Below are 24,987 nucleotides of genomic sequence, written 5' to 3' on the forward strand. Positions count from 1 at the left end.
GGTGACTGAACAAAACGCACAACCACAAGCTAATGAAGCTAATGAGAAAGTAAAGCAGCAAACTATCGAGGTTACGGCTGATGACTTGCCTTTATGTTGCCCCATGCCTGATGTGACCTTGTGGAGTCAGCATCCTCGTGTGTTTATCCCTATCGAAGACGGTAGAGGTCATTGCCCTTATTGTGGAAATACCTTTATCGTAAAGTCTTAACCTTTCGGTTTTAATAAGAATCACTTTTATATGACACAAGATAATCAAAGACCTTCATGGGTTGTTCTAAAGTTTGGTGGCTCCAGTGTGTCGAGCCTCGATGATTGGAACAACATCGTTCAAATCGTTTCGGATAACCTGCAACAAGGTTTCCGAGTTGCCGTGGTGCACTCTGCTTTTAAAAATGTCACCAATAGACTTGAGCAGTTAGCACAGTTAGCGGCCAAGAGTGAACATCAAGAGTTACTTGCTGAGTTAAAAGATTACCACCAAACAATGGCGAGTCAGCTACAGCTAGAATCTTCGTTATTAACGCCATGGCTGGATTCGTTAGAGACCTCAGCAAAGAAAGTAGCGGAGCATGGAGTCTTAACTTCGAAGCTTAGAGCTGAGTTGGTCGCTTATGGTGAGTTACTATCCTCGACCCTAGGGGCCGCGTTTCTTGAACAGCAGTTAAGCAGCGATAAAAAAACTCAGTGGCTGGATGCGCGCAAACTGTTTGTGTCAGAAGTTGAAGTCAACAGCAACGTTAATGATCAATACCTCAATGCCGTTTGTCACCCACGTCCTGATCACGAGTTGTCACAGCAGTGGGCAGATAGCTACGATGTGGTGTTAACTCAAGGCTTTATCGCCAGTAACGAAGCCGGTGAAACCGTATTGCTTGGCCGAGAAGGCTCGGACACTTCGGCGTCGTATGTGGCGGCGCTGCTAGAAGCGAAAAAACTAGAAATATGGACTGACGTGGCAGGCATGTTCACCACGGATCCAAATAAGTTAAGCGAAGCCAAGAAGCTTGAGCAGATCAGTTACGCCCAAGCTTTTGAAATGGCGGAAGCGGGCGCTAAGGTTTTGCACCCACGATGCTTAAGTACGGTCATGCCGTACCACATTCCTGTTGAAATTAAGAATACGCACCAGCCACTTGAGGCGGGAACTTTGATTAATGGTGACGAAAAAGATTCGCGTTGGGTGAAGTCGATTGCTGTAAAGCAAAAGATTCCTGTGATGACACTGTTGCTAGGTCGTCGTGGTCAACAGCCTGAAACTCTACAAAAAGTATTCACTGTTTTTAATGAATTAGAGCTTGGCTGTGAGCTGTTGGCTTCGACCAAAGAATCACTAGTCATGGCAGTCGAAACCAGCAACAGCATTCATGGTGAAGATATACTGAACGAATTGTCGGTAAAGCTGGCTGAAATGTGTCGCAGTGTTTTATTGTCGCACAGCGCAATCATTACGCTAGTCGGCTGCCAATCGAGCCAAGCCCTGTGGCACTTGCTACAAATCGACGCAGAGCTCCCAGACCAATGGCTACTCCTTAGCCACACTTCAAGCGATCAACACTTATCATTCCTCGTCAGTGATGATGACGCTTTGGATATACTGAAATTACTGCATGGACATTTAATACAATAATAAACTAAAGGGTTTTCTAATGGGGAAAAGTATATTTTTCATATCTACATTGTTTTTATTGTCACAAACAGCAAACTCAACTGAGCTACGTCATGGAGTGACTTTTGAGGCTCCAGATGTGGCAAGCGAATTAAATCCCTGCAAGTTGCCAAGTCCAAGTAGAGGAATGTTGCCAATTACCTTTTATTCTGATGATGAAGGTTTAACGTTAAAGTTTTATCTATTGGACGATAAAGCATTCCCTAGCAATGAAGTGTTAACGTCAAATCTTCAAAAAAAGTTGGAAAAGAGCTATGAGAAGGTAGAGTTAGGCTCAAAAGATTTTAGCGAGTATTTCGATTATGTAGAAACGGGTAGCTTCTCTCCAAGTGGTGCAGGGCTTGCAACATACTTTTCAAAAGAGCGTAATGGTTGGAGGCTGATGCTTGAGGCTGGCTTTATGGGCAAAGAGCATAAGGCGATGATCAATCGTTTTCTCAAAACAGTTGAGTTTCAAGATGCTTTTGGTTCCGTAAGGAGTACTAATCTGGATATGTCTAAATGGTCTGATTCTGCCTCTGGTTTTGTCCCCCATTGTGGTGACAGCGGAAATCCTAAAATTATTTTTAGTCAACCCTTAAAGTACCCCGCTAAGGCCCATTTAAGAGGTTATGAAACCAGTGTTGATGTTGATCTTGATATCGATGAAGAGGGATTTGTAACTGACATAAGGTTTAATGAAGACTCTTGGAAAGATGATTACTTTAAAGAGTCCGTCAACCATTATCTAAAGAACGCACGATTTCAAGTGAAATTGGAGAATGGAAAGCCCGTTATTCAGAAAAGTTTAAAGAATAAATATAATTTTGAGATTCAGGCTTCCAGTAGAACAAGGCGTAGGTAATAGATAAAAAAGGCGCTGAAAAGCGCCTTTTTAAACTATTAACTAATGAAAATTAGTAATAGGGATTTTCACCTGCGGCGTGTTCTGTGACGTCTTTTACGCCTTTGACTTCAGGGACTTTTTCCATCAAGGTTTTTTCGATACCTTCTTTCAGCGTGACGTCGACCATGCCACAGCCTTGGCAACCGCCGCCGAATTGAAGTACCGCGATACCGTCGTCGGTAAACTCAGTTAGAGCGACTTGACCGCCGTGGTTAGCGAGTTCTGGGTTGATCTCAGACTCTAAGTAGTAACGAATACGATCAACTGCCGGTGCGTCGTCATCAACCTTACGCGCTTTGGCGTTGGGTGCTTTTAAGGTTAACTGACCGCCGGTTGCTTCTTTCTGGTAGTCAATTTCGGCTTCTTCTAAGTAAGGCGCGCTGTCTTCATCAACAAACGCTGAGAAACCTTCAAATTTAAGCTCGGTATCGTTATCTTCAACTGCATCGGGTGGGCAGTAAGATACACCACATTCTGCATGAGCTGTGCCAGGGTTGACCACGAATACGCGGATGCCTGTATTTTCATCTTCTTGCCCAGCAAGTAAGCGGCGAAAGTGTTCTTGTGCTGCTTCTGAAACATTAATCATATATAACTAAACCGTTTTGCTATCAGTAAATCTATTCATTTTCCTAGTATACCGTATGTGAGGGCTTGCAGCGATAATTGCAACCGTTAGAATGAAGAAAACGACTAAAAATTGCTGACAATGGCTTCTGTATTAAAAATTAAGATATTTCTATTAGTATTAATAACTTGCGTAACATACTCCCTACAGTCCAAGGGCGACGAGCCGACATTGGATTATTACTTCAATCAATCCATAGAGTATTCCGATGATGTTTTAACGCCAAAAGACATTTTGGGGCACCAAGTGGGCACTTGGCATGTGCGTCCCGATCAGTCTTTATCTTATTTCCAATCCTTGTCTCACCTCTCAGACAAGGTCGCTTTGAAAGAAATTGGCCGCACTCATGAGAACCGCCCATTAATCACGGCTTATATTTCCTCTCCTGAGAATATTGCACGTTTAGACGAGATTAAAGCTGCGCGTAATGATTTAGAGGATTATCAAGGACCTAACTTGGTTTGGCTGGGTTACTCTGTGCACGGTAACGAGGCCAGTGGTGCCAATGCGGCGCTATTGGTGGCTTATCGTTTAGCTGCTTCAAAAGAGCCTTGGGTTCAGAAGTTACTCGACAACACGGTAGTTATGATTGATCCCATGCTGAATCCTGATGGCATGGGGCGCTTTGCGCACTGGGTGAATAGTTATAAGGGCAAACAGTTGGTGAGTGACGCTAACTCAATGGAGCACACTGAAGCTTGGCCACAAGGACGTACCAACCACTACTGGTTCGATCTAAACCGTGACTGGTTACTGCTACAACATCCCGAAAGTCAGGCGAGAGCGAAGCATTTTTATGAATGGCGACCGCATATTGTGGGTGATTTTCATGAAATGAGCACAAATTCGACCTATTTTTTCCAGCCCGGCGTACCAAGTCGTCAGAACCCACTGACCTCAGAAGCAAATTTCGATTTAACGGCGGATATTGCAGAATTCCACGCCAAGGCACTGGATGATTTAGGCGCGGCTTATTACAGCAAAGAAGGCTTCGATGACTTTTATTACGGCAAAGGTTCTACGTTCCCCGACATTAACGGTGGCGTAGGGATTTTATTCGAGCAGGCCAGTTCTCGAGGCCATTTACAAGAGTCGGTCAATGGTGATTTAAGTTTCCCGTACGCCATTCGTAACCAAGTCGCAACCTCATTTTCGACCTTAAAAGCGTCGCTCTCGATGAAGGATAAGCTACAGAGCTATCAACGTGACTTCTTTGCTGGGCGCGGTGAAGCGGCCGCTGATGATTCGGTTAAGGGGGTCATTTTCACTTCTCAAGACAAAGGTCGTCTGCAAGAATTCTTGCGTATTCTTGAGAGTCATCAGGTCGCCGTTCGCCAAGTGGACGACTCAATAAAAGTGAATGGCACTTCCTACTCGGCTGATTCGTCGTATGTGGTGAATTTTAATCAGCAGCAATATGGGCTGATTAAAGCCATGTTCGAGACTCGTAAAAAGTTTAAAGATAATACGTTCTACGATGTGTCAGCATGGACATTGCCATTGGCTTTTAACGTCGAGTTTACTCATCTTGACCGTGGGGACTTGTCTGATGTTAGCTCGAAAGAGCTGCAAGAATTTGGGCAAGGTCGTTGGAACGGTAGCCAGAATCCAGTCGCAGCGATTATTCCGTGGGATAATTTTAATGCGGCTAAAGGGTTGAGCCGTGTGTTGAAAAAAGGTGTTCGCGCTAAAGTGAGCACCAAAAGCTTTAGCCTTAAGGTAGGCAATGATGAGCGAAAGTTTTCCGCTGGCGCCTTGGTTGTTCAACTTCCAGCGAATTCTGAGAAAAAAACCAAAGCCGTTGCAGCGATCAAACGTGCTTTTCTGGAAGCTGGCGTTGATGTCTATGGTGTTGATTCGGGTTTAGCCTTAAACGGTGTTGATTTGGGCAGTCCGAGCATTGAACCCATTGCTATGCCGCGACCTTTATTATTGATTGGTGGCGAAGTGTCGCCGTATGAAGCGGGTGAAATGTGGCATTTATTGGATACACGAGTTGAAGTGCCACTTTCCATGCAGCATGCAAACCATGTTGATTTCACAAAAATCGATCGCTATAGCCATTTAATTTTAGTTAATGGTTTTTATGCCGACTTAAAACCTGAGGAGCATCAGTCTTTAATCGAATGGATCTCTGAAGGGGGAACTTTAGTGGTCACGCGCACTGCAGCTGAGTGGGCTATTCGTAACCAGTTAGTGGACTTCCAAGTTGAAGTAGAAGAGCAGCCAAAGCCAGAAGGACATGACTTTAGCCACCGTGATGACGTGATTGCTAAGGGTATTATTGGCGGAGCCATCTATCAAGCTGACTTAGATAATAGCCACCCACTGGCGTATGGCTTGACCAAAGATACGATAGCGTTTACCAAGGCCGGTACACAGGTGTTGAAACCAGCGACTCAAGACTTTGTCACGGTAGCGACCTATACCGACACGCCTTTGGCTGCAGGTTATACCTCCGAAGAAAACGTGAATCGCATAAAAAATACGCCAGCTGTCTTGGCTCAGCGCCTAGAACGTGGCAGTATCATAGTGTTTAACGACAATCCAGTTTTTCGGGGCTATTGGCTTGGTTCGGCGCGTTTGATGGTCAATAGTTTGTTTTTCAGCAGAGTCTTTTAATCATCGACTTTTGCAACATCATGAATGCTAAGAAAATATAAAGGGAATCGCTCATGCGACGTGTACTTCAGTCTATTTTTATTGCGCTAGTTTGCCTTGCCTGCGTGAGCGTCAATGCGGCTAGCTGGTCAGAAATTCGAAATCAATCGAGTCGTGTTAACGGTTTTGTGCCGTATCAGGTCAGCAACAGCCAAGGAAAAATTTGGCTGGAGGTCAGTGAGTTTGAGCAGCCCTTTATCATGTTTACCGGTCTGCCCTACGGCATCGGTTCCAATGATATAGGCCTTGACCGTGGTCAAATGGGACAAAGTCGATTGGTGCAGTTTGAAAAGTATGGCGATAAGATTTTTCTTAAGCAGTTAAACACTAGATATCGTGCTGACACGGATAATCAAGCGGAACGATCGTCGGTAGAGCAGGCTTTCGCTAGCTCAGTGCTTTATGGCTTTAAAGTTGAAGCGCGATCGGGTAAACGTCATTTAATTGATATGACGCCATTTCTTCTACAAGATTTGCATGGTGTCGGGCAGCGTTTGCAGGCGACTAATCAAGGCTCCTATGGGGTTGATACATCTCGCTCAGCTTTAGTGACTCAGGACAGCAAAAACTTCCCTAGAAATACGGTGTTCGAGGCGATTCTGACGTTCAAAGGCTCGAACCCTGGTGAGTATGTTCGTCAAGTGACGCCTTCGCCAGATGCGATTACTGTGCAACAACAGGTTCAATTTGTGGCGTTACCGGATGACGGTTACCAACCTCGTCAATTTCACCCTAAGAGCGGTTTCTTTGAATTGACCTATGCTGATTATGCAACACCAATCACGGAGAGTTTAGAGAAAAAACTGATTTACCGTCACCGTATTACGCGTGATAAAGACGGCAACATCGAACCCATAACTTATTACCTCGACCCTGGAGCGCCAGAGCCCGTTCGAACCGCTTTATTGGACGGTGCAAAGTGGTGGGGGGATGCCTTTGCGGCTGCCGGCTTAGAAGGTGCCTATGAGGTTAAGATGTTGCCAGAAGACGCTGATCCTTTAGACGTTCGTTATAACGTCATTCAATGGGTTCATCGCGCGACTCGTGGCTGGTCTTATGGCATGGTGATGGCTGACCCTCGGACAGGTGAGATCCTTAAAGGGCATGTGACCTTAGGTTCATTACGTGTTCGTCAGGACTTGTTGATAGCTAACGCACTGACCGGCTCTGCGACCAATGGTGAAAAACAGCAAAAAGCATTAGACATGGCGTTAGCGCGTATTCGCCAATTGTCAGCTCATGAAGTCGGGCATACGTTAGGCATTGCTCATAACTTCTCAGCTAGCGTCAATAATCGCGCATCAGTAATGGATTACCCTCACCCACTAGTAACCTTGAATAACGGTGATATTTCTTTAGCGAATGCTTACGCTGAGGGTATTGGTCGTTGGGACATCGAAACGGTTCGTTACGGTTATGCTGAATTTGAAGAAGGCAAAGAAGAAGAGGCGCTACGTCAAATCGTGCGCGACGCCAGCTCAAAAGGCTTGTTCTTTATTTCCGACGCCGATGCTCGTCCGCAAGGCGGCTCGCAAGCTGAGGCGCACCTTTGGGACAATGGCGCTGACCCTGCGCAAGAACTTAGTCGTGTACTCCAAGTTCGTCAACAAGCGTTGCAGAACTTTGGGCATGCTAACCTGAAAGACGGGCAGCCCTATTCGGAATTGGCCGAGACTTTAGTGCCGCTGTATTTATTCCATCGCTATCAAGTTGAAGCCGCGGTTAAACTGCTGGGCGGTGTGCATTTTGAGTACAGCGTAAAAGGCGATAGCTATAAACCGGTACGTCCTGTGTCAAAAGAACAACAGGATGCGGCGCTAGAAATGCTGCTATCGACGCTTACTGTAGAGCAGTTACAGTTACCGGATCACATCTTGAGCATGATTCCACCAAAGGCTTACGGTTATTACAAGAACCGTGAAAGCTTTCCGAGCCAAACGGGTTCTAGTTTAGACCCTGTGGCTATGGCTGATGTGGCGGCGCAACATACCTTGAAATTGATGTTGAACCCAGAACGATTGGCTCGTTTACTACAGCAAAAAGCTCAAGCCACAGAACAGTTAGGTCTGGAAGAGATGCTCAGTGAGTTATTAGTGGCGACGTTGCGTAGCAATGAAAGTCAGGGGTTAGGGGCATTAATTCAGCAACGCGTGGATTACCTGACGGTAAAGCACATCTTAATGGCGGCTTCTAACCCGAAGGCTTCACCCGAAGTACGTGCTCACCTACATAATGAAATTGGTAAACTGGGTGCCTGGTTAGTCACTCAAGCTAAGCGCAACCCTGTGCGTTACTTGTGGCTTAAGTCCTTGGTGGATAAGTATCAAGCAGGTGACTTTGAAGTTGATTACGTTAAACCGTTAGAGATACCGCCAGGCTCTCCTATTGGTCAGTAATTCTGAGTCGTACATTGAGTCGTAAAAAAAGAAGCCGCGTAAAGCGGCTTTTTAAATGACGCTATCTGTTCGAATAAGCTTTAGAAAGCGTCAGGAGAGAAAAAGCTGATCTTGAGAGTGGGGAGTCGGATAACACTAAGGGGGTATGTGTCAGGGGAACTTAATATCCGAACCTCTCAAGACCAGGAAACACTCAATACTTCATGTCGCTTACCAACCTAAAACTGAACCAAGGATGATACCTACTGCTAGCGGCTCCCAATAACGGTGGTGACAATATCTTGTATGGATATGGTGTCTTGGGAACGGGTGGTAATAACCACCGTAGTAATACCAATCCTGACCTAAGTAATAAACATTCACCGGATAGGTTCTTGGGTGATAATGTTTATAACGGTAGTGCTTATAACGTGGACGGTGGTGATTACGGTAGCGATCATGGCTACGATAATGACGTCTATCATGTGATGCATGACGACGATCGTTGTCACGATAGCGATACTCTTTTCTATCATCGCGACGAGCATCTCTGCGGTCGTGACGGCTGCTGTGGCGGTCAGCATCGGCGCGTCGATCAAACCCACGATTACTTTCATGCTGTCGGTTACCGCGATGGCTGTTGCCGCCTTGTCTATTGCCACGGTCATGAGCATTGCCTGAGCTGTAACTGGACCCTCTATCTGCCTTTGGGCCTTTATGTTCTTTGGCCTCACCGACTTGTGAGAATCCCAGTAACAGGGATGCAGTTATTGCTGATATGATGACTTTATTCATGGCTAACTCCTCGAAAAACACTATAATACGGTTACGAGTGAGTGGGGTGATTTGTTATGATGACCTTGCTCATTCGTTATCAGCTACTATATAAAATGTAAACTGAATTATTACTGAACATAATTTATACACTGAATAAGGACCTACCTTTGGATATTCGAGCCTGTACTATTGATGATTTAGAGCTGTTAGTGCCAGCGTTTGATCAATATCGCCAATTTTACCGTCAGGAATCACAAGTCGAGCAAGTTCGTGAATTCCTTAAGTCTTTGATTGAAGAAGAAAAATCGAAAATTTTCTTGTCTTTTGAAGGCGATGAGCTGACGGGCTTTATTCAGTTGTATCCGTCGTTTTCGAGTATCGGTTTAGGACCAATTTGGGTGCTAAATGACTTCTTTATCTTCGGAGGTTCAGATCGTCGTCAAATTGCAAAAGGGTTATTGGATGCAGCAAAAATGCTGTGTGAAGCCAGTAAAGCGGTTCGTGTAGAAGTGACCACTCGAAAAGAAAATCACCGTCTACACAAGATTTACCGCGATTATGGCTTTGAAAAGGATTACAAGTACGACTATTACTTCCTGCGCTTATCAAAAGATGAGCCTGCTTCAACCATGCTGAAATAGACTGCTAAACTGCCGTTTATTGAATTCACGGGGTAACTTGGTTATAGTTGCTCCTTGCGCTGATTTGTTCCGCTTGCGGGCGCACTCTTTTAGCAACAGTTAAAAGAGAAAATACTGCTAAAGAGAGCCTCTCAACGAGTCATTTCTGTCCGCAAGCCTGAATCACAACCCTATTCAACTAGGTAAGTATGGTATGACAGAAAAGACAATTTCTACTGATGATAAGACTTCGGCTAACCCTAATATTCGTGAGAGTCCTTTAAGCGAAGGCACTTCGTTGGTGGCTCCGAGTTTTATTCCACTGATCCCGATGTTGGTCTTTTTTGTCCTGTTTTTAGGTACCGGTATTTATTACAGCATGACCGGCGTACAAGATGCTTTTTATCAGTTGCCAGCTCCAATCGCGATTTTACCAGCAATAGCGCTATCGATAGTGTTGGCCAAGGACTCCATTGAGCGAAGTATTAAACATCTTCTGGCTGGAATGGGTGATAGCAATATCATTGCGATGTGTTTGATCTACCTACTTGCTGGCGCCTTTGGCGCTTTAACCACACAAATCGGTGCCGTATCTGCGGTAGTGAATCTTTGCTTAGACTTAATCCCTGCGTCTTTTATTTTGCCTGGATTGTTTTTAATTGCAGCTGTGGTGTCTTTTTCTATGGGCACGTCGATGGGGACACTTGCTGCTTTGGCGCCTATCGGTGTTGGGTTAACGGAAAGTCTCCAAGTTTCACCAGCGTTAGTGGCTGGGATTTTGCTCAGCGGTGCAATGTTCGGTGATAACTTGTCTGTGATTTCTGATACCACCATTGCTGCCATTCGGACCCAAGGCGCGACAGCGACGGACAAGTTAAAGCAAAATGCTCGCTGGGCGATTCCAGCGGCGGTGGTAACGGTGGTGTTATACAGTATTTTTGCCGGAGAGGGCGAAGCTGTCACTATCGGTAGTTATGAATGGTACAACTTAATTCCGTATGCCTTTATTCTGGGGTTGGCTTTACTCGGCTGGAACGTTTTTGTCATTCTGGCCGTTGGTATTGTGGTAGCGATCCTCATTGGCTTAATGGGGGGTGGTTTTAGCGAAGAAGCGGGCGTTGCGGTAACCATGTATCAAGGCTTCAGCAGCATGCAGGAGATTTTCTTGCTATCGATGCTAGTCGGTGGACTTGGAGGCTTAATTAAAGCTCAAGGCGGTTTACAGTGGTTAGTGCAACAAATCAGTCGTTTGTTTAGCGTTACTAAATCTCAGTTACGAGCTAAGCTTGCGATTTTAAGCACCACGGCGGTGACCAACCTTGCGATAGCGAATAATACAGTGAGTATTGTTTTAACCGGAGACGTCACCCACGAGCTGGCAAAGAAGAGCAAGGTACTACCAAAGCAAAGCGCTAGTTTAGTGGATATAGGCGCTTGTAGTATTCAAGGCGTACTGCCTTATGGTGCTCAGTGTCTTTTATTGGGTGCGAGCTTTTCCATCTCTCCGCTAGCGCCAGGGCAATATGCGTGGTATTTACCGATTTTATTGATTATTGCATTAGTCGGCACGGTGAAAACAAGAACTATTGAGGTTGACGATACCGCTGAGGTTAAGACGTCAGAAGCTTAATCGAACTGAATGCGGCTCCAGTGGCGACGTTGCCACAACCACACAAAAGCCCCAGTCTGGAGTACGCGGTACACCGAGTAAGCAATCCAAATGATAGTGAGGCTTTTACCTAGGTAAGGGCCTAAATACCAAGCTACCGGTAAAAACAGTATCCACTGAGATATGATGGAAACATACAGAGTTGATTTAGTGGAACCGGCGCCATTAAGAGCGTTTAGGAAGACCAGCCCGACGGCATCAATCACAATAATTAAAGCCGACAACTTAAAGGGCCAATGAGCAAGCCTTAATGCTTCGGGCTCTTTTAGGAAGATACCCATGATGGGATCGGTAAAAATATAAAAGATAACGCCTAAGCCAATCGCAAAAATAATTGCCATTTTGGCGACGTCCCACCCCCAAACATAAGCATTTTGAGGATCTTTGCGCCCTAATGATTGACCGACCAAGGTTGCAGCGCCGATACCTAAAGCGATGCAGGGCAAAATCCCAACCAGCATAACGTTAGTTATAGCGTTGACTGCCGCTAGTTGATGGGTGCCAACCTTGCCGATAATCCAGAATAACGCCGTGAAGCCACCAGCAAAGAAAAGTTGCTGTAGGGCAGACGGGATGGAGATTTTCAAAATACTACGAATCGTTGGCCAACGCGCGAGCTGTGCTAGGTAACCGTATTGCTTGGTGTGCTTGCTGGCTAGGTAGTGATAATACAGGGTACCTAATGCTACTGAAACGGTGGTGCCGATGCCTGCGCCAAGCGTTCCCAATTCTGGCATACCGAAGTGCCCAAATATCAGCGCATAATTGAGGATGATATTGATGGTGTGCATGATCAGTAGAGTGCGTAAATAATATTGTGTTTGACTGATCGCACTCCAATAACTGCGGAAACTAAAGTTTAATCCGACCGCGACAATACCGACAAATCGAGCCTGCAAGTAAGGAATGCCTTCTTTGAGCAACTCAGGGTCGTCATTCAGCAGGTGCAGAATTTTGGGGGCAAGAAAGAATAAAGCAATACTGGTTGGTAGCGCGAGTAAGGTAATAATCGCTAAAGCGGCATTCATCGGGTAGGCTGCTTCTTCGCTTCTGCCTTGCCCCATACGGCGCGACACCATCGCCTGAACACCAGCGGCAAAGCCCGTAAAAAAAGCGACGGCCATAAAATTAATAAAGCCAGAGATGCCGATGGCTGCAATCGCTGCGCTACCTTGTGTGCCAACCATGGCTGCGTCAACAAGGTTCAGGATATTTTGAGAGACCATGCCACCAACAATAGGCAAGGATATTTCTAGGACCTGACGGGAGCGATCTTTATTTAGCAAATTGCGCGCCTGATGAGTATGACAATAATTGCCCGCATTGTATCAGGTCTTGCGGCTCCATGTCCGTTTAAAAGCCGAATTAGCTGACCTCTTGTGGCAAATGCCAATCGATGGGTTTTTTACCATCATCTACCAGTAATTCATTGGCTTTGGCGAAGTGGTTGCAGCCAAAAAAACCACGATGTGCGGACAGCGGGGAAGGGTGTGGTGCGGTTAATACGTAGTGACGACTACGGTCGATAGCTTGTCCTTTTTTCTTGGCGTGACTTCCCCAAAGCATGAATACGATATTATTGCCGTGTGTATTCAGTGCTTCTATGACGGTATCGGTGAAGCGCTCCCAGCCAATTTTAGCGTGCGAGTGCGCCTTACCTTGCTCGACCGTCAAAACGGTGTTGAGGAGTAAAACTCCTTGCTCGGCCCAGCTTTGTAAATAACCGTGCTGTGGGATTTCGAAATTGGGGATAGAGTTACGCAGCTCTTTGTACATATTGGCGAGAGACGGCGGGGGCTTTATCCCGGGTAATACTGAAAAGCATAAGCCATGCGCTTGGTTTGGGCCATGGTAAGGATCTTGGCCTAGTATCACTACTTTGACTTGGTCAAACTCAGTGGCTTTAAAAGCGTTAAATACCTGCTCTTTCTTCGGATAAATAGCCTTTCCAGATGCACGCTCTCCGGCGACAAAATTCATAATTTCCAGAAAGTACTTTTTTTGCTTCTCCTGACTAAGGAGATCGCTCCAAGCGGTCATACCTCCCCCTTTGACACCAGTTTTAATCCAACAATGCCGCTGACAATAAGCAAAAGACAAAGAATGCGCAATATATCTTTGGATTCGTTAAATAAAAACATGCCCATAATGGCTACGCCAACGGCTCCGATGCCGGTCCAGACAGCATAAGCCGTCCCCACGGGGATGGTTTTCATGGCAATGGATAACAGCCAGAAGCTGATGCCCATGGCGATAACAGTCAAAACAGTTGGTAGAGGCTTACTGAAACCTTCGGTGTACTTTAAGCCGATAGCCCAAGCACATTCAAACAATCCTGCGACAAACAGATAAACCCAAGCCACGATAAGCTCCAGTGCTAATTGAATAAGTTAAATGAATAGTATCGAACTAGTTTAGCACTGGGGATAGTAAAGGTTAACGCTAGTGGATTAAAAGTTGCCCAATAAGTCCTAGCAAGAAACCGGCAACGGCCCCCATCGGTGGGCCCCAGTGTTTTTCCAGCTTGGCCTGTGGCGCAATATCTTGGAACGTTAGGTAAAGAATACCGCCTGCCGCGAATACCATGATAGCGCCAACGGCGTTAGGGAAAGCCGCCAGCCAAAAGTAACCTGCCAAACCAGCGATAGGGCCGAGAAAAGCCATGGCTAAAAAGGCGAGAATGATAACACTGGGTTTAAAAGCTTTTGCCGCATTCATTTCGCGGAATGCATTGAATCCCTCTGGAAGGTTTTGCAGAGCAATCAACCCTGCTAGCAATATGCCAGCGGAGCCACCTTCTGCAAACGCTGCGCCCAAGGCTAAAGCTTCGGGAATAAAGTCTGATAACATGGCAGCGAGTTGACTGGCAGGGCTTTTTAAATAATCCAGTAATCGATCTAAAGCCATGAAGGCTAAACCACCCAAAGCGAAATAAATTGCCGTTTCGGTGATTGATAGTTTTGCGCTTCCTTCAGGGATGAGCACCAAAGCAATAGCGGATAGCAGGGCGCCACCGCCGAAGGCAATAATACTATGGCGTAATTCTTGCTCTAACCATTGTGGATGGAGGTGTTCAATACGAGCAAGTAAAGCGCCAAGTGGCATGGATAAGCCGGCGCCAAGCGTTAATACAACGATAAGTAACCACTCGCTCATGCTAAAACTCCCTAGTTATTGAGTTTCCACTGACCGTCGTCTTTTTGAAACACAAGTTCTCGACGAGAAGACGGCACGATAAACCTGAGCTTTGTTTGATCTTCTGAAACGATCGGTGTTGTTCGTTTGGCTTCTTTTAAGTAGAGAAGCAGGGCCTGTGCTTTATCATCAGAAAAGTCACGGGTGCTAATGTTTTGGTTGGGCGGAATAATGGCGTATTCCTGCAATACTTTATCCTTATTCCCTGACTCTATAATGGCAATCATTTGGTCTAAGGTTTGCTGGATTTCTTCTTCGGGGGTTGCTTTTTGGCACCCGAGAAGTAACACAGTAAGCGCAAGAAGTAGTAGGCAAAGACGCCATGGTATAAGGTTCATAAGTGATGACTCATAATAAGTGGTGACTTAAATAAGGTGACTCTAATTAAGAACACTCAAGCAACATGTTGCTTTAATAGTAGCGATATTCTTTTGCTTGTCAAAAGCTCAGGTCTTTGCGAGACACCAAACATCAACCTGTTTGACACCATTCTGTAAACATAACTTAGCCGCTTCGCTAACCGTAGAGCCGGTGGTGACGACATCATCAACCAAGGCAATATGTCGAGGCAGAGGTTTCTGTAGGCGAAATGCATTGTTGAGGTTTTTACGGCGCTGCTTTTCGCTCAAGCCTATCTGGTGGGGCGTATCTTTGACCCGAGCCAGTGCATTATTGTGCGGAATACTCAGGGCGTTGGCTAGATGTTTGGTGACAAGCTCGGATTGGTTAAAGCCTCGCTCGCTTAAGCGTTTAGGGTGAAGAGGGATGGCCACCAAAGCATCAGGGTAAGGAGCATTGTCGTAAGAGAGCCTAACGCGTCGCTCTAGAACGTGACTTAAGCTACGCGCAAAGTGGAGTTGTTTATTAAATTTGAGCTCACTTAATGCTTTGTCGACGGGGAATTTGTAACGTGTGGCTGTTATAACTCTTTGAAAAACAGGAGGATTTTTCAAGCATTGCCCGCAACTGCTGTCTACATCAGGTTGTGATTGCGCTGTTTGAGAACTATTTATAGGGCTGGCACAAGTGTTACAGGACCGACCCATAGGCTCTACAGCCGATAGGCAGGGATCGCATATTCCAATCTCACTTCGTGCGAGTCCACAGAAAGAACAGTGACTATAAGCTAGTGACTTTTCAGCAACACGGCGGAGGTTATCGAAGAAACTCATTGTAAACCTAAATTCCCTATTCTTGGTTGACAGTGTACTCTTGGGAAGTAAACTTGCACGCATATTCCTAATTTCTTTATGCCAAGCGTGCAAAAAACATACTATAAGGGTAAATAAAACAATGAGCAATTTAGATTATTTAAATAGTGGCAAGGTTCGCAATGATTGGAGCTTGGCTGAGATAGAAGCTATCTATAATCAACCATTTAACGACTTATTGTTCGCTGCTCAATTAATCCATCGTCAGAATTTTAACCCGAATGAAGTACAAACCAGCACGTTATTAAGTATTAAAACCGGTGCTTGCCCTGAAGACTGTGCTTATTGTCCACAATCAGGTCACTACAATACGGGGCTATCTAAAGAAAAGCTGATGGCGGTGCAGAAAGTCATCGAGAAAGCGCAGCAGGCTAAGAAAAATGGCGCCACACGTTTTTGTATGGGCGCCGCCTGGCGTTCACCGCGTGAAAAAGATTTAGACGTTGTGATTGAGATGGTTCGCCAGGTTAAAGACTTGGGGCTTGAGACTTGTGTGACTCTTGGCATGCTAACGGATGAGCAGGCGGGCAAGTTGGCGGAAGCGGGCTTGGACTACTACAACCACAACCTTGATACGTCACCGGAATACTACGAGCAAATCATTACGACTCGTAGCTATGAGCATCGTCTCGACACGCTGCAAAATGTGCGTGACGCAGGAATTAATGTATGTAGCGGCGGCATCATTGGTATGGGCGAAAAAATCAATGATCGCTATGGCTTAATTAAGCAACTAGCTAACATGCCTGAACACCCACAAAGTGTACCGATTAATATGTTGGTTGCGGTTCCAGGCACACCACTTGGCGAAGTAGAGAAATTAGACGAGTTTGATTTTATTCGCATGATCGCAACTGCTCGTATTGTTATGCCAAAGTCTTACGTCCGTTTATCGGCGGGTCGTGAGGATATGAATGAGCAAACTCAAGCTTTATGTTATTTCGCCGGTGCTAACTCCATTTTCTATGGCGAAAAACTACTGACCACAGCTAACCCAGAAGCTGAAGCCGATTCTATTTTGTTTAAGCGCCTAGGCATTCAGCCAGAACAGCGTCACCACTCTAAAGAACAGATTGAAGAGGAAGCTGCAGAGATCGTCGCAAAGGGCGTTACAAAAGCGGCTGAAGAAGCAACTGCTAGCAAAAAACCGTTGTTTTATGATGCGACCGAAGTGAACTAGTTACCGAGCATAAGCTCAAAACGACTCACTGAATTAACCGCTAGGATACCTATGTGGAACAAGCTCGAAACTCGTCTTAAACAACGGCAGGCGCAGGATATGATGCGCCATCGTTTGACCTTAGAGAGTGGCCAAGACACAGAGGTCAGTATTGCTGGAGAGCATTTTGTTAACTTCAGCAGTAATGATTATCTGGGATTGGCAAGTCACCCCACGTTAAGTGAAGCAACACAGAAAGCAATACACCGTTATGGCTTAGGTAGTGGCGCTTCACACTTAGTGGTCGGGCATAGTGAAGAGCATCACCGTCTTGAAGAAGAGTTGGCTGAATTTTTAGGCGTTGAGCGAGCGCTTCTTTTTTCGTCGGGCTTTATGGCTAATTATGGTGTACTAACCAGCCTTTTCGATCGCAAAGACTTATTGATCCAAGATAAGTTAAATCATGCATCCTTGATTGACGGTGGGCGTTCAAGTGAAGCGAAAATGCTTCGTTATGCGCATAACGACATGAGTGCATTAGAACGTCAGTTAAAACACCAAGTCGACACTAAGCTCATCGTAACCGACGGCGTTTTTAGTATGGATGGGGACTTGGCGCCGTTACCAGAGATGCTGGAATTATCAGAACAGTATAAAGCCAAGCTCATGGTTGATGATGCTCATGGCTTTGGAGTCTTGGGAGCGTCCGGTAAAGGCACTTTAGAGCATTTTGAGCTTGAGCAGTCACGAGCTGATATTTACATGGCGACCTTTGGCAAGGCGCTTGGTGGTTATGGTGCTTTTGTAGCGGGCAAAAGTTTACTGATTGAAAGTTTGGTGCAGTTTGCTCGAAGTTATATCTATACTACGGCAATGCCGCCAGCAGTGGCTGCGGCGAATCGAGCTGGCCTAAAGTTGGTCCAATCGGAACCAGAGCGCCGGCAACAATTACAAAACAATATTGATTATTTTAAACAGTTAGCGGCTGACAAAAACTTGCCCTTAATGGAGTCGGATACCGCGATTCAACCGATACTGCTAGGCTCAAATGAGCGAGCGGTAGCGATAAGCCAAGGATTACGAAGTAAGGGCTTATTGGTCGTTGCGATTAGACCGCCAACTGTGCCAGAAAATAGTGCTCGTCTTAGGGTTACCCTAACCGCTAATCACAAACGACAGCATATTGAACAATTGATTGAAGCTATTGCAGAGCTACAGGTAAAGCATTAGAACCATGAGTAAATTAAAACCCTACATTGAAACCGTTGGGCAAGGTCCTGACTTAGTGTTGCTCCATGGTTGGGGGCTACACTCAGGTATTTGGGAGTTGATCACGGAGCAATTATCCCAGCATTTCACCTTGCACCTCATCGATCTTCCTGGTTTTGGTCGTTCGCCATTGCCAGGTGGTGACTATTCCATTGAGTTGTTGACTGACCAAGTACTTAAGGTGACGCCGGAAAAAGCTCACTACCTTGGCTGGTCAATGGGGGGGCTGGTTGCAACTAATATTGCCATATCTCACCCTCAGAGAGTCGAGTCGCTAATTACGGTGTCGAGCTCTCCTCGATTTGTTCAAGCTGACGACTGGCAACATGCCATGAAGCCAAACATTATGGATAGTTTTTGTCGTTATCTCGAAGAAGATTATCAAGGCACGATTATTCGTTTCTTAGCGATTCAGGCTATCGGCAGTGAAACGCAAAAAGAAGATATCCGTCGATTGCGTGACACCGTCTTTATTCACGGTATGCCGGCATCAAGAGCTTTGAGAGAAGGTTTAAATTTATTGAATGATGTTGATTTGCGCGAACAAATGAACGCTATCTCGGTACCATTTTTACGACTTTATGGTCGATTGGACTCGTTGGTTCCAGCAAAAGCAGCAGAAGAGGTTGGGCAGCTAGTGCCTCACTCAGAGCATCACGTTTTTCCCAAAGCGAGCCATGCTCCTTTCTTATCCCATACCGATCAATTTGTTGAGAAAGTTAGAGAGTTTTTAGTCGCATGAGTCATCTGAGTTCACAAGACGTAGCGCGTTCTTTTAGTCAGGCAGCTAAGACTTATGATGCAGCTGCATTCTTTCAGCGGATTGCTGGTGAGCGACTGTTTGAGCGATTGGATTATTTTAAGCTTGAGCCTAAGCATATTGTTGACCTAGGTTGTGGTACAGGTGTTTTTACTCGCGAATTATCGGCGCGTTACTCGCAAGCGAAAGTGACAGGGGTTGATATTGCCGAGGGGATGATCGCTTGGTGTAAACAGCAATCACAATCTGAAGAATATGTTTGCTCAGATGCGGTTTCATTACCTTTTGAAGATAATTCGGTTGATCTTATCTTTTCGAATTTGTCGATTCAATGGGTCGAAGATCTAGAAAAATTATTTGTTGAATTGAACCGTGTCTTAAAGCCAGAAGGATTGCTACTGTTTACTACCTTAGGCCCTGACACCTTAAAAGAATTAAAACAGAGTTTTGCTGCAGTTGATCAGTATCATCACGTTAACGATTTTATTGATATGCATCATGTTGGCGATGCCATGCTACAAGCCAAAATGCTAGATCCGGTTGTTGACGCTGAGCCGGTAGTGATCAGTTATGATAAAGCCACTGAGCTGATGCGGGATTTAAAAGATATTGGCGCGCATAATATTGACCGTCGCCGTAATTCGGGGTTAATGAGCCCTAAAAAATTACGCGCTGTCGAAAAAGCTTACCAACAATTTGCACTCGATGATGGCCAATTGCCCGCAACTTATGAGTTAGTTTATGGCCATGCTTTTGGTTCAGAGCAAAAACAAGTGACCAGTTATCATGAGTATATTGTTGAATTAGCGGAAGGGAAGCGAGAAGTTTAATAAATGCACTTTGCCCCTATTAATACTATTGATATAGAGTAATTATGAAATTGAAGACATTAATTATTATAGTTACATTACTAATGACTGCCGCGCAATCAAAGCAAGAAGTTAATCGTTACATTGCACCTTTAGTTAACGAGGTTGTGGTGGTTGTGCCCGAAGAAGGAACGGTAATCAATGGCCCTTATGGGGACGAAGTAGAGTTTTGTGATAGTAAATCAAATTACTTTTGTGTAGAACACCCAGTTTTTTGGCTTGCAATACCAAAAGATATCCAAACATTACAAATAGAAGATGGCTGGGAACATTCAGGCTCAGAGTATAAAATATTAGAAATATTCGAAAACTCGAAGTTCAAGAAATTTGAGTCTAAAGAATTATATATAATAAAAGGGAGTAATGCGGATAACGGTGAAGTATATTTTGCTTATACAGTCGAGCAAGGTGTGATTTATAGAGAAGCTAATAAGTCACTTCCTTTGGGAACACTAATTCTTGATGGAGAGTATGGGTTCGGTGCCATAAAACAAGACTAGTAAACGTAGCTTGATGGAGCGTGAGCTACTCAGGATTGTTTGGCTTGATTATGTAGGGTTTGAGCAGGCACTAGGAATAACATTATTTAAAGAATTACGATTTCTTTTTGTTTTCAAACTTAACGACTTTTTCTTCGAGTTCTTGTTCTTTTGCTTTTAAAATATCTTTAACATTTTTCATTTGAGCGTCATGCAAAAAGTCGCGCAGAGTTTCAAATTCAGTACGGTAGAAGTCGCGTTCATCGCGTAAATTGTCAGTATTCTTGCTTAGAGTTTGATTGGCTAAAATAAGGCGCTTGTGGCTCTTTTTGATGTGTTCATAGTCTGCCATATAGTTAGACTTGAAGTTATTGATTTCGTCTTGAGCTTCTTGACGAACGTTTTTTAATTTTTCGTTGTGCGACTCTTTAAGCTCATCCATTTGAGCTTCTAGTTCGCGCTTGGTGTCTGAAATAGATTGTAAGGCGCCCATATAATTTTTATGGGCCTCTTCGTAGCTGGAGAGTGTGTTCTCGTATTTTGTGTTGAGTTGACGATGCTCTTGAATGAGCGTGGTGTTTCTTTCAGAAAGACTGGTTAGTGATTCTTGAAGCTTTTTATAATCGGATTCAATGTCTTCAATTTTTTGCTTTTTCTTGGCAATATTTTGAGTGTTTTCTTTATTAACTTGTTTGAGTTCTTCATTTTTAGACTCAAGCTGACGAACTAGGGCATGCTTGAGCGTTGCTGTAACAACAGCGCCAAGCAACAAGACCAGCGCTAGGATGCCTAGAACTAGTATGATAGTGTTGTCGCCTAAAAAGTTATCCATAAATGTGTATCAGTTTATATGGTTGTACATGGATTTTGAGAACCCTAGAAGTCCATAGTATATAGCAATCATACTCGATTAATTGTGCGAGGTATAACAAATTGAGTAACGTTAAACGTAAATTCTTCGTGGCAGGGACCGACACTGAGATCGGTAAAACCTTCATTTCAACGGCTTTGATTAGGGCTTTTGTAGCGAATAACCTTTCCACAGTAGGGTTAAAGCCCATTGCTTCTGGCGCAGAGCCTGTACAGGGTGTATTGAAAAATGATGATGCTTTGCAGTTACAGCAAGCATCAAATATGTCTTTCAGTTATAGCGAAATCAACCCGCTTTGCTTTGAACCAGCTATTGCACCGCATATTGCAGCAGATTTGGCCGGACAGACATTGAATGTTGAAGAGCTTGCTAATCGAGTTGTGATGCCGGATGACGCCGATATTATTTTAGTTGAAGGTGCTGGAGGCTGGCTTACGCCGTTAAATCAGAAGGAAACTTATGCTGATTGGGTTGAGCAAGAGCAGTTGGATGTCATTCTTGTGGTTGGTATGAAGTTAGGCTGCCTCAATCATGCCATGTTGAGTATTCGTGATATCCAAAGTCGTGGCCTGACCGTTAAGGGCTGGGTGGCAAACTTTGCTCAGGGGAAAATGAACATGGCAGAAGATAATGTACAGTGGTTAAAGCAGAATATTACTGCGCCTTGCCTTGGAGTAGTACCTTTTCAAGATACTGCAGATTCAAACTCGCAAGACGCAGATGGGTCTTTATCAGACAATGTTGCGGAATTATTGGATGTGAGTACTTTGCTCTGAGGCTACGCACTGGTTGCGAATACAACTGACGTTAGGCTTCGGCGTAACTTGGCATGTGCCCATCATTTGATTGTCTTTGTTGTATTGTCTGCGCATGTCGGCGTATTGCTGTCCCATCTTTTCTAATGCATCAACATCGCTATTGCTTTTAGAGTAGGGCATGTAGGCTTCTGGCCCGCCACATGGCTTATTACCAATGGGTAGTAAGCCACAGTCTGCGCTGGTAGAACAACCTTCTGTGCTGGCAGCTTGCTGGATTTGTGCGTACAAATCTTGTGGTGATGCGTTGTTGCTACTGTCGCTATTAGCTTGTGAGCACGATTGAGTTAAACTCATGAGTACAGCCATAGCGCCGAGTAATAAATATTTGTTTAACTTCATCATTCGATCCTTGTATAGTTTAAGGCACACTTTAAGTCAAAGTATAAGTCTATAATTCTATTAGGTTTTTATTCATCCTAATAGCTCACAAATCACAAAGAGTGTAAAAATTCCTATGAAGCCCGGAAAAACTGGTATTACAAGAATTATTCATGCTTGCCACTACTCATGGCTGGGCTTGAAAGCTGCGTGGAAGCATGAGGCTGCTTTTCGTCAGGAATTGCTTTTGGCGATTGTTTTGTTGCCATTGAGTTTTATTGTCGGTCAGTCAGCAAGTCAAATTGCCTTAATGATCCTGTCGGTATTCTTGGTGCTGTTAATAGAACTGATCAATTCGGCTTTAGAAGCTGTGGTCGACCGATTTGGCGGTGAACATCATCAATTGTCCGGCAGAGCAAAGGATATCGGCTCTGCGGCAGTTGCGGTAGCAATCTTAAACCTATTGCTTGTCTGGGGCGTCATCTTAGTCAGTAATTACTTCTAGCTTAGCTTGCGACGAGCTGATGAATAAAGCTTTGTGCGGCTTGCGCTGCTAACTTCCAGCTTTGCTCAGTGGTTACTTCTGACCGTTTTAAAGTTTCCAGGCTGTGATTACCATCTTGTAGCCACTGCACTTTAAGTTTAGGGCTTAATTGATACTGAGCCACTTCTTCTGGCTTGCCAAAAGTGTCGCGCGTTCCTTGGAGAATCAGGCTGGGCGTTTCCAGCTCAGCCAAGTGCTCAGTTCGAGTTTTTTCAGGTTTGCCGGGCGGATGGAAAGGGTAACCCATTGCCACGACGCCACTGACATTTGCTTCATCAGCAATCATGGTAGCAACACGGCCTCCCATCGACTTGCCTCCAATCACAATAGGTCCACTGCTTATGGAGTTAATCTGCTGATGAAAGGCATCGATTAATGTAGGCATGCGATCAGGTGGTGACTTTTTGCCCGTTTTCTGACGACGTACCATGTAAGGGAAGTCAAAAGTAACCACTTCAATAATGTCATCGCTAATGTGGCGTTTCATAAACTGCATGAACTCAGACTGTGAATCTGCTCCAGCACCATGGGCTAAAATGAATGTTACGGCCTGCTTGTTCATAGTCTATGTCCAGTCATTGGTAAAAGTCGCTGTTATTCGTGATCGGTTTTGATAAACTAGCTCACACTATAAGTTTATTATTAAAAATCGATGTCGATAGCCCAGCCTTTAAAGTTTCAAAGACCTTTCCTTAAGTGGGCTGGTGGCAAGTTTAGATTATTACCTAAGATTCTGCATCATTTGCCTCAAGGAAAAAAGCTGATTGAGCCGTTTGTCGGTTCTGGCGTGGTATTTTTGAATGCTGACTATGATCGTTACTTGCTCGCTGACATCAACCCCGATCTCATTAACCTTTTCCGTGATCTAAAGCGTGGTAAGACGAGCTTTATTCATTATTGCGCGAACTACTTTACTGAGGCCAATAACAAAGAAAAGCGTTTTTATGAACTTCGTGAATACTTTAATCAATTAGAAGCTGGAAAAGAACGCTCCGCTTTATTCTTATATTTTAACCGTCATGGCTATAATGGACTTTGTCGATATAATCGTTCTGGTGGCTTTAATGTGCCCTTTGGGCGCTACAAAAGACCCTATTTTCCAGGCCATGAACTGGAAGTTTTTGCCGCAAAAGCACAAAAGGCAGAGTTCCGTTGCCAAAACTTTCGACAATCATTTAACGCCTCGAGAAATGGTGATGTGATTTATTGCGATCCACCGTATCTTCCGCAAAGCCTTACCGCCAATTTTACTGACTATACAAAGCAAGGCTTTAGCTATGACCAGCAGGCGGAGCTAGGCTTTTTAGCGGAACGAGCACAAGGGAAAGGCGTATTTACTGCGATATCCAATCACGACACGCTAGTCGCACGAGAGATATATCATAGAGCTTCAACAGTCCTACACTTTGACGTGCAACGATTTATCTCTTGCGATGGCAATAATCGCTCAAAAGCCAAGGAGCTACTAGCCCTTTATAAGAGCTAGCCAGCGCCAGCGCTCTCTAAAGCTGAGTTAACGAAATAGAGAATCGTTAAAATAAATACCACAACAAAGATAATTCCGCCGACAATAAACTGTACCGCGCTACCTTTTTCAAAGTCTTTTTCTCGCTGCTGCTCTGTTTGAACGCCAAACATCGCGCCTAAAACACTTTGTACGGTCGACCAAAAGCCAGTACCTTGAGGTTTTTCTTCGGTGGCTTGTTCGATGTTACCAGTGGCTTTTTTAGATTCAGTAGAGGATTCCAATGAGGACTCATTGGTTTTTGGGGTATCCTGGTTCATTGTTTGACACTTATCATACTTTAGAAAGGGTTAATATAACTCAACCCTCTCTAAAAATTAAGACTTTTCAAACAACTCCAAGAATTGGATGAAGTGCAAGCTTGGCATGGTATGTGATTCCGTTAACCACGAATACCAACTTGCTGACTTTTTAACAGAGTTAGTGTTGCCTAGCTGAGCAGAAGCCGGTTCCAGTAGCTCTGGCTCAATTGAGGTAATGATGTGCAGTTCGTCACTGTTATAACCAACATGGCTACTATCAGAGCAAATTTGAGCTTTAGCGAAAGCACTAGAACCACCCATGATGCTCAATGCAACACCAGCTGTGATAAATAGTTGTTTTATGCTTTTTTTGATCAACATGGTTAACTCCTCACCATATTTTTCGCGCCTATACATATCCCCCATTTAGGATATCTCCTGA

Annotated in this window: 28 protein-coding genes; 15 read left to right on the forward strand and 13 right to left on the reverse strand. The window is 44.7% G+C overall.

Annotated elements, in window-relative coordinates; translation table 11 throughout:
• Position 1: 1 nt before the first annotated feature.
• The 3 genes from TQ33_RS02120 to TQ33_RS02130 are packed head-to-tail and all read left to right on the forward strand — an operon-like array spanning position 2 to position 2,513.
• Positions 2-211 carry a zinc-finger domain-containing protein gene (locus TQ33_RS02120; protein ID WP_046560606.1) on the forward strand — a complete coding sequence of 70 codons (210 nt, stop codon included), beginning with the start codon at positions 2-4 and terminating at the stop codon, positions 209-211.
• Between the two features lie 30 nt (positions 212-241).
• Positions 242-1,630, forward strand: a complete 1,389-nt coding sequence (locus tag TQ33_RS02125) for an aspartate kinase (protein WP_046560607.1) — start codon at positions 242-244, stop codon at positions 1,628-1,630.
• Positions 1,631-1,649: 19 nt separating this feature from the next.
• Positions 1,650-2,513 carry an energy transducer TonB gene (locus TQ33_RS02130; protein WP_046560608.1) on the forward strand — a complete coding sequence of 288 codons (864 nt, stop codon included), beginning with the start codon at positions 1,650-1,652 and terminating at the stop codon, positions 2,511-2,513.
• A gap of 52 nt (positions 2,514-2,565) precedes the next feature.
• Here TQ33_RS02130 and nfuA read toward each other — a convergent pair whose 3' ends face one another.
• A complete protein-coding gene (gene nfuA, locus TQ33_RS02135; protein WP_046560609.1) occupies positions 2,566-3,144 on the reverse strand; it encodes a Fe-S biogenesis protein NfuA in 579 nt (192 codons plus the stop codon).
• Between the two features lie 210 nt (positions 3,145-3,354).
• Between nfuA and TQ33_RS02140 the strand changes: the two genes are divergently transcribed.
• Together TQ33_RS02140 and TQ33_RS02145 are read left to right on the forward strand one after the other, a co-directional pair.
• Positions 3,355-5,805 (forward strand): M14 family metallopeptidase, encoded by a 2,451-nt coding sequence (locus tag TQ33_RS02140; protein WP_228640319.1) that lies wholly within the window; start codon positions 3,355-3,357, stop codon positions 5,803-5,805.
• A gap of 53 nt (positions 5,806-5,858) precedes the next feature.
• Positions 5,859-8,240: a zinc-dependent metalloprotease gene (locus TQ33_RS02145; RefSeq protein ID WP_046560610.1), complete on the forward strand. Its 2,382-nt coding sequence runs from the start codon at positions 5,859-5,861 to the stop codon at positions 8,238-8,240.
• A gap of 210 nt (positions 8,241-8,450) precedes the next feature.
• Here TQ33_RS02145 and TQ33_RS02150 read toward each other — a convergent pair whose 3' ends face one another.
• Complete coding sequence (locus tag TQ33_RS02150; RefSeq protein WP_046560611.1) at positions 8,451-9,014, reverse strand: hypothetical protein; 564 nt, start codon at positions 9,012-9,014, stop codon at positions 8,451-8,453.
• A gap of 149 nt (positions 9,015-9,163) precedes the next feature.
• Between TQ33_RS02150 and TQ33_RS02155 the strand changes: the two genes are divergently transcribed.
• Both TQ33_RS02155 and TQ33_RS02160 read left to right on the forward strand, forming a co-directional pair.
• Positions 9,164-9,637 carry a GNAT family N-acetyltransferase gene (locus tag TQ33_RS02155; protein ID WP_046560612.1) on the forward strand — a complete coding sequence of 158 codons (474 nt, stop codon included), beginning with the start codon at positions 9,164-9,166 and terminating at the stop codon, positions 9,635-9,637.
• 193 nt (positions 9,638-9,830) lie between these two features.
• Positions 9,831-11,246, forward strand: a complete 1,416-nt coding sequence (locus tag TQ33_RS02160; protein WP_084616896.1) for a Na+/H+ antiporter NhaC family protein — start codon at positions 9,831-9,833, stop codon at positions 11,244-11,246.
• Here TQ33_RS02160 and TQ33_RS02165 read toward each other — a convergent pair.
• From TQ33_RS02165 to TQ33_RS02190, 6 genes are all read right to left on the reverse strand, one after another.
• The gene (locus TQ33_RS02165; protein ID WP_046560613.1) at positions 11,243-12,571 is read right to left on the reverse strand and encodes an MATE family efflux transporter; all 1,329 of its coding nucleotides are present in this window, start codon (positions 12,569-12,571) and stop codon (positions 11,243-11,245) included. The two genes, TQ33_RS02160 and TQ33_RS02165, sit on opposite strands and share 4 nt — an antisense overlap.
• Positions 12,572-12,650: 79 nt before the next feature.
• Entirely contained in the window at positions 12,651-13,325 is a 675-nt protein-coding gene (gene ung / locus TQ33_RS02170; RefSeq protein WP_046560614.1) for a uracil-DNA glycosylase, read from the reverse strand.
• Positions 13,322-13,648: a quaternary ammonium compound efflux SMR transporter SugE gene (gene sugE, locus TQ33_RS02175; RefSeq protein ID WP_046560615.1), complete on the reverse strand. Its 327-nt coding sequence runs from the start codon at positions 13,646-13,648 to the stop codon at positions 13,322-13,324. Before sugE ends, ung begins: the two co-directional genes overlap by 4 nt.
• A 79-nt stretch (positions 13,649-13,727) precedes the next feature.
• Positions 13,728-14,441, reverse strand: a complete 714-nt coding sequence (locus tag TQ33_RS02180; protein ID WP_046560616.1) for a ZIP family metal transporter — start codon at positions 14,439-14,441, stop codon at positions 13,728-13,730.
• A gap of 11 nt (positions 14,442-14,452) precedes the next feature.
• The gene (locus TQ33_RS02185; protein WP_046560617.1) at positions 14,453-14,818 is read right to left on the reverse strand and encodes a hypothetical protein; all 366 of its coding nucleotides are present in this window, start codon (positions 14,816-14,818) and stop codon (positions 14,453-14,455) included.
• Between the two features lie 108 nt (positions 14,819-14,926).
• Positions 14,927-15,433, reverse strand: coding sequence for a ComF family protein (locus TQ33_RS02190; protein ID WP_228640323.1), 507 nt, complete (start codon positions 15,431-15,433; stop codon positions 14,927-14,929).
• 340 nt (positions 15,434-15,773) lie between these two features.
• On the opposite strand from TQ33_RS02190, the gene bioB reads away from it, so the two are divergent.
• The 5 genes from bioB to TQ33_RS02215 are packed head-to-tail and all read left to right on the forward strand — an operon-like array spanning position 15,774 to position 20,248.
• A complete protein-coding gene (gene bioB / locus TQ33_RS02195; RefSeq protein ID WP_046560619.1) occupies positions 15,774-16,871 on the forward strand; it encodes a biotin synthase BioB in 1,098 nt (365 codons plus the stop codon).
• A 51-nt stretch (positions 16,872-16,922) separates the two neighbouring features.
• Positions 16,923-18,080 (forward strand): 8-amino-7-oxononanoate synthase, encoded by a 1,158-nt coding sequence (bioF, locus tag TQ33_RS02200; RefSeq protein ID WP_046560620.1) that lies wholly within the window; start codon positions 16,923-16,925, stop codon positions 18,078-18,080.
• Between the two features lie 4 nt (positions 18,081-18,084).
• The gene (bioH, locus tag TQ33_RS02205) at positions 18,085-18,861 is read left to right on the forward strand and encodes a pimeloyl-ACP methyl ester esterase BioH (RefSeq protein WP_046560621.1); all 777 of its coding nucleotides are present in this window, start codon (positions 18,085-18,087) and stop codon (positions 18,859-18,861) included.
• Positions 18,858-19,709 carry a malonyl-ACP O-methyltransferase BioC gene (bioC, locus tag TQ33_RS02210; RefSeq protein WP_046560622.1) on the forward strand — a complete coding sequence of 284 codons (852 nt, stop codon included), beginning with the start codon at positions 18,858-18,860 and terminating at the stop codon, positions 19,707-19,709. Before bioH ends, bioC begins: the two co-directional genes overlap by 4 nt.
• A 44-nt stretch (positions 19,710-19,753) precedes the next feature.
• On the forward strand, positions 19,754-20,248 hold the full coding sequence (locus TQ33_RS02215; RefSeq protein WP_046560623.1) for a hypothetical protein: 495 nt from the start codon (positions 19,754-19,756) through the stop codon (positions 20,246-20,248).
• A 94-nt stretch (positions 20,249-20,342) separates the two neighbouring features.
• On the opposite strand, the gene TQ33_RS02220 is transcribed toward TQ33_RS02215, so the two are convergent.
• Positions 20,343-21,059 (reverse strand): hypothetical protein, encoded by a 717-nt coding sequence (locus TQ33_RS02220; RefSeq protein ID WP_046560624.1) that lies wholly within the window; start codon positions 21,057-21,059, stop codon positions 20,343-20,345.
• Positions 21,060-21,160: 101 nt separating this feature from the next.
• On the opposite strand from TQ33_RS02220, the gene bioD reads away from it, so the two are divergent.
• Complete coding sequence (bioD, locus tag TQ33_RS02225; protein ID WP_046560625.1) at positions 21,161-21,874, forward strand: dethiobiotin synthase; 714 nt, start codon at positions 21,161-21,163, stop codon at positions 21,872-21,874.
• On the opposite strand, the gene TQ33_RS02230 is transcribed toward bioD, so the two are convergent.
• Positions 21,848-22,258, reverse strand: a complete 411-nt coding sequence (locus TQ33_RS02230; RefSeq protein ID WP_228640326.1) for a hypothetical protein — start codon at positions 22,256-22,258, stop codon at positions 21,848-21,850. The two genes, bioD and TQ33_RS02230, sit on opposite strands and share 27 nt — an antisense overlap.
• A gap of 112 nt (positions 22,259-22,370) precedes the next feature.
• Between TQ33_RS02230 and TQ33_RS02235 the strand changes: the two genes are divergently transcribed.
• The gene (locus tag TQ33_RS02235) at positions 22,371-22,739 is read left to right on the forward strand and encodes a diacylglycerol kinase (RefSeq protein WP_046560627.1); all 369 of its coding nucleotides are present in this window, start codon (positions 22,371-22,373) and stop codon (positions 22,737-22,739) included.
• A 1-nt stretch (position 22,740) separates the two neighbouring features.
• On the opposite strand, the gene TQ33_RS02240 is transcribed toward TQ33_RS02235, so the two are convergent.
• Positions 22,741-23,340 (reverse strand): alpha/beta fold hydrolase, encoded by a 600-nt coding sequence (locus tag TQ33_RS02240; protein WP_046560628.1) that lies wholly within the window; start codon positions 23,338-23,340, stop codon positions 22,741-22,743.
• A 90-nt stretch (positions 23,341-23,430) separates the two neighbouring features.
• On the opposite strand from TQ33_RS02240, the gene TQ33_RS02245 reads away from it, so the two are divergent.
• Complete coding sequence (locus tag TQ33_RS02245) at positions 23,431-24,264, forward strand: Dam family site-specific DNA-(adenine-N6)-methyltransferase (RefSeq protein ID WP_046560629.1); 834 nt, start codon at positions 23,431-23,433, stop codon at positions 24,262-24,264.
• Here the strand turns inward: TQ33_RS02245 and TQ33_RS02250 are convergent.
• Positions 24,261-24,563, reverse strand: coding sequence for a DUF2970 domain-containing protein (locus tag TQ33_RS02250; protein WP_046560630.1), 303 nt, complete (start codon positions 24,561-24,563; stop codon positions 24,261-24,263). The two genes, TQ33_RS02245 and TQ33_RS02250, sit on opposite strands and share 4 nt — an antisense overlap.
• Before the next feature lie 57 nt (positions 24,564-24,620).
• The gene (locus tag TQ33_RS02255) at positions 24,621-24,926 is read right to left on the reverse strand and encodes a hypothetical protein (protein ID WP_046562235.1); all 306 of its coding nucleotides are present in this window, start codon (positions 24,924-24,926) and stop codon (positions 24,621-24,623) included.
• Positions 24,927-24,987: the final 61 nt, after the last annotated feature.

The sequence above is a fragment of the Kangiella geojedonensis genome, assembly GCF_000981765.1.
In the GTDB taxonomy this organism is placed as follows: domain Bacteria; phylum Pseudomonadota; class Gammaproteobacteria; order Enterobacterales; family Kangiellaceae; genus Kangiella; species Kangiella geojedonensis.

Excerpts from the sequence above, each read along its gene's own strand:
- TQ33_RS02125 (WP_046560607.1), top strand. The coding sequence starts at position 242 with ATGACACAAGATAATCAAAGACCTTCATGGGTTGTTCTAAAGTTTGGT.
- TQ33_RS02130 (WP_046560608.1), top strand. The coding sequence starts at position 1,650 with ATGGGGAAAAGTATATTTTTCATATCTACATTGTTTTTATTGTCACAA.
- nfuA (WP_046560609.1), bottom strand. The coding sequence starts at position 3,144 with ATGATTAATGTTTCAGAAGCAGCACAAGAACACTTTCGCCGCTTACTT.
- TQ33_RS02145 (WP_046560610.1), top strand. The coding sequence starts at position 5,859 with ATGCGACGTGTACTTCAGTCTATTTTTATTGCGCTAGTTTGCCTTGCC.
- TQ33_RS02150 (WP_046560611.1), bottom strand. The coding sequence starts at position 9,014 with ATGAATAAAGTCATCATATCAGCAATAACTGCATCCCTGTTACTGGGA.
- TQ33_RS02160 (WP_084616896.1), top strand. The coding sequence starts at position 9,831 with ATGACAGAAAAGACAATTTCTACTGATGATAAGACTTCGGCTAACCCT.
- ung (WP_046560614.1), bottom strand. The coding sequence starts at position 13,325 with ATGACCGCTTGGAGCGATCTCCTTAGTCAGGAGAAGCAAAAAAAGTAC.
- TQ33_RS02180 (WP_046560616.1), bottom strand. The coding sequence starts at position 14,441 with ATGAGCGAGTGGTTACTTATCGTTGTATTAACGCTTGGCGCCGGCTTA.
- TQ33_RS02185 (WP_046560617.1), bottom strand. The coding sequence starts at position 14,818 with ATGAACCTTATACCATGGCGTCTTTGCCTACTACTTCTTGCGCTTACT.
- bioB (WP_046560619.1), top strand. The coding sequence starts at position 15,774 with ATGAGCAATTTAGATTATTTAAATAGTGGCAAGGTTCGCAATGATTGG.
- bioF (WP_046560620.1), top strand. The coding sequence starts at position 16,923 with ATGTGGAACAAGCTCGAAACTCGTCTTAAACAACGGCAGGCGCAGGAT.
- bioH (WP_046560621.1), top strand. The coding sequence starts at position 18,085 with ATGAGTAAATTAAAACCCTACATTGAAACCGTTGGGCAAGGTCCTGAC.
- bioC (WP_046560622.1), top strand. The coding sequence starts at position 18,858 with ATGAGTCATCTGAGTTCACAAGACGTAGCGCGTTCTTTTAGTCAGGCA.
- TQ33_RS02215 (WP_046560623.1), top strand. The coding sequence starts at position 19,754 with ATGAAATTGAAGACATTAATTATTATAGTTACATTACTAATGACTGCC.
- TQ33_RS02220 (WP_046560624.1), bottom strand. The coding sequence starts at position 21,059 with ATGGATAACTTTTTAGGCGACAACACTATCATACTAGTTCTAGGCATC.
- TQ33_RS02230 (WP_228640326.1), bottom strand. The coding sequence starts at position 22,258 with ATGATGAAGTTAAACAAATATTTATTACTCGGCGCTATGGCTGTACTC.
- TQ33_RS02235 (WP_046560627.1), top strand. The coding sequence starts at position 22,371 with ATGAAGCCCGGAAAAACTGGTATTACAAGAATTATTCATGCTTGCCAC.
- TQ33_RS02240 (WP_046560628.1), bottom strand. The coding sequence starts at position 23,340 with ATGAACAAGCAGGCCGTAACATTCATTTTAGCCCATGGTGCTGGAGCA.
- TQ33_RS02245 (WP_046560629.1), top strand. The coding sequence starts at position 23,431 with ATGTCGATAGCCCAGCCTTTAAAGTTTCAAAGACCTTTCCTTAAGTGG.
- TQ33_RS02250 (WP_046560630.1), bottom strand. The coding sequence starts at position 24,563 with ATGAACCAGGATACCCCAAAAACCAATGAGTCCTCATTGGAATCCTCT.
- TQ33_RS02255 (WP_046562235.1), bottom strand. The coding sequence starts at position 24,926 with ATGTTGATCAAAAAAAGCATAAAACAACTATTTATCACAGCTGGTGTT.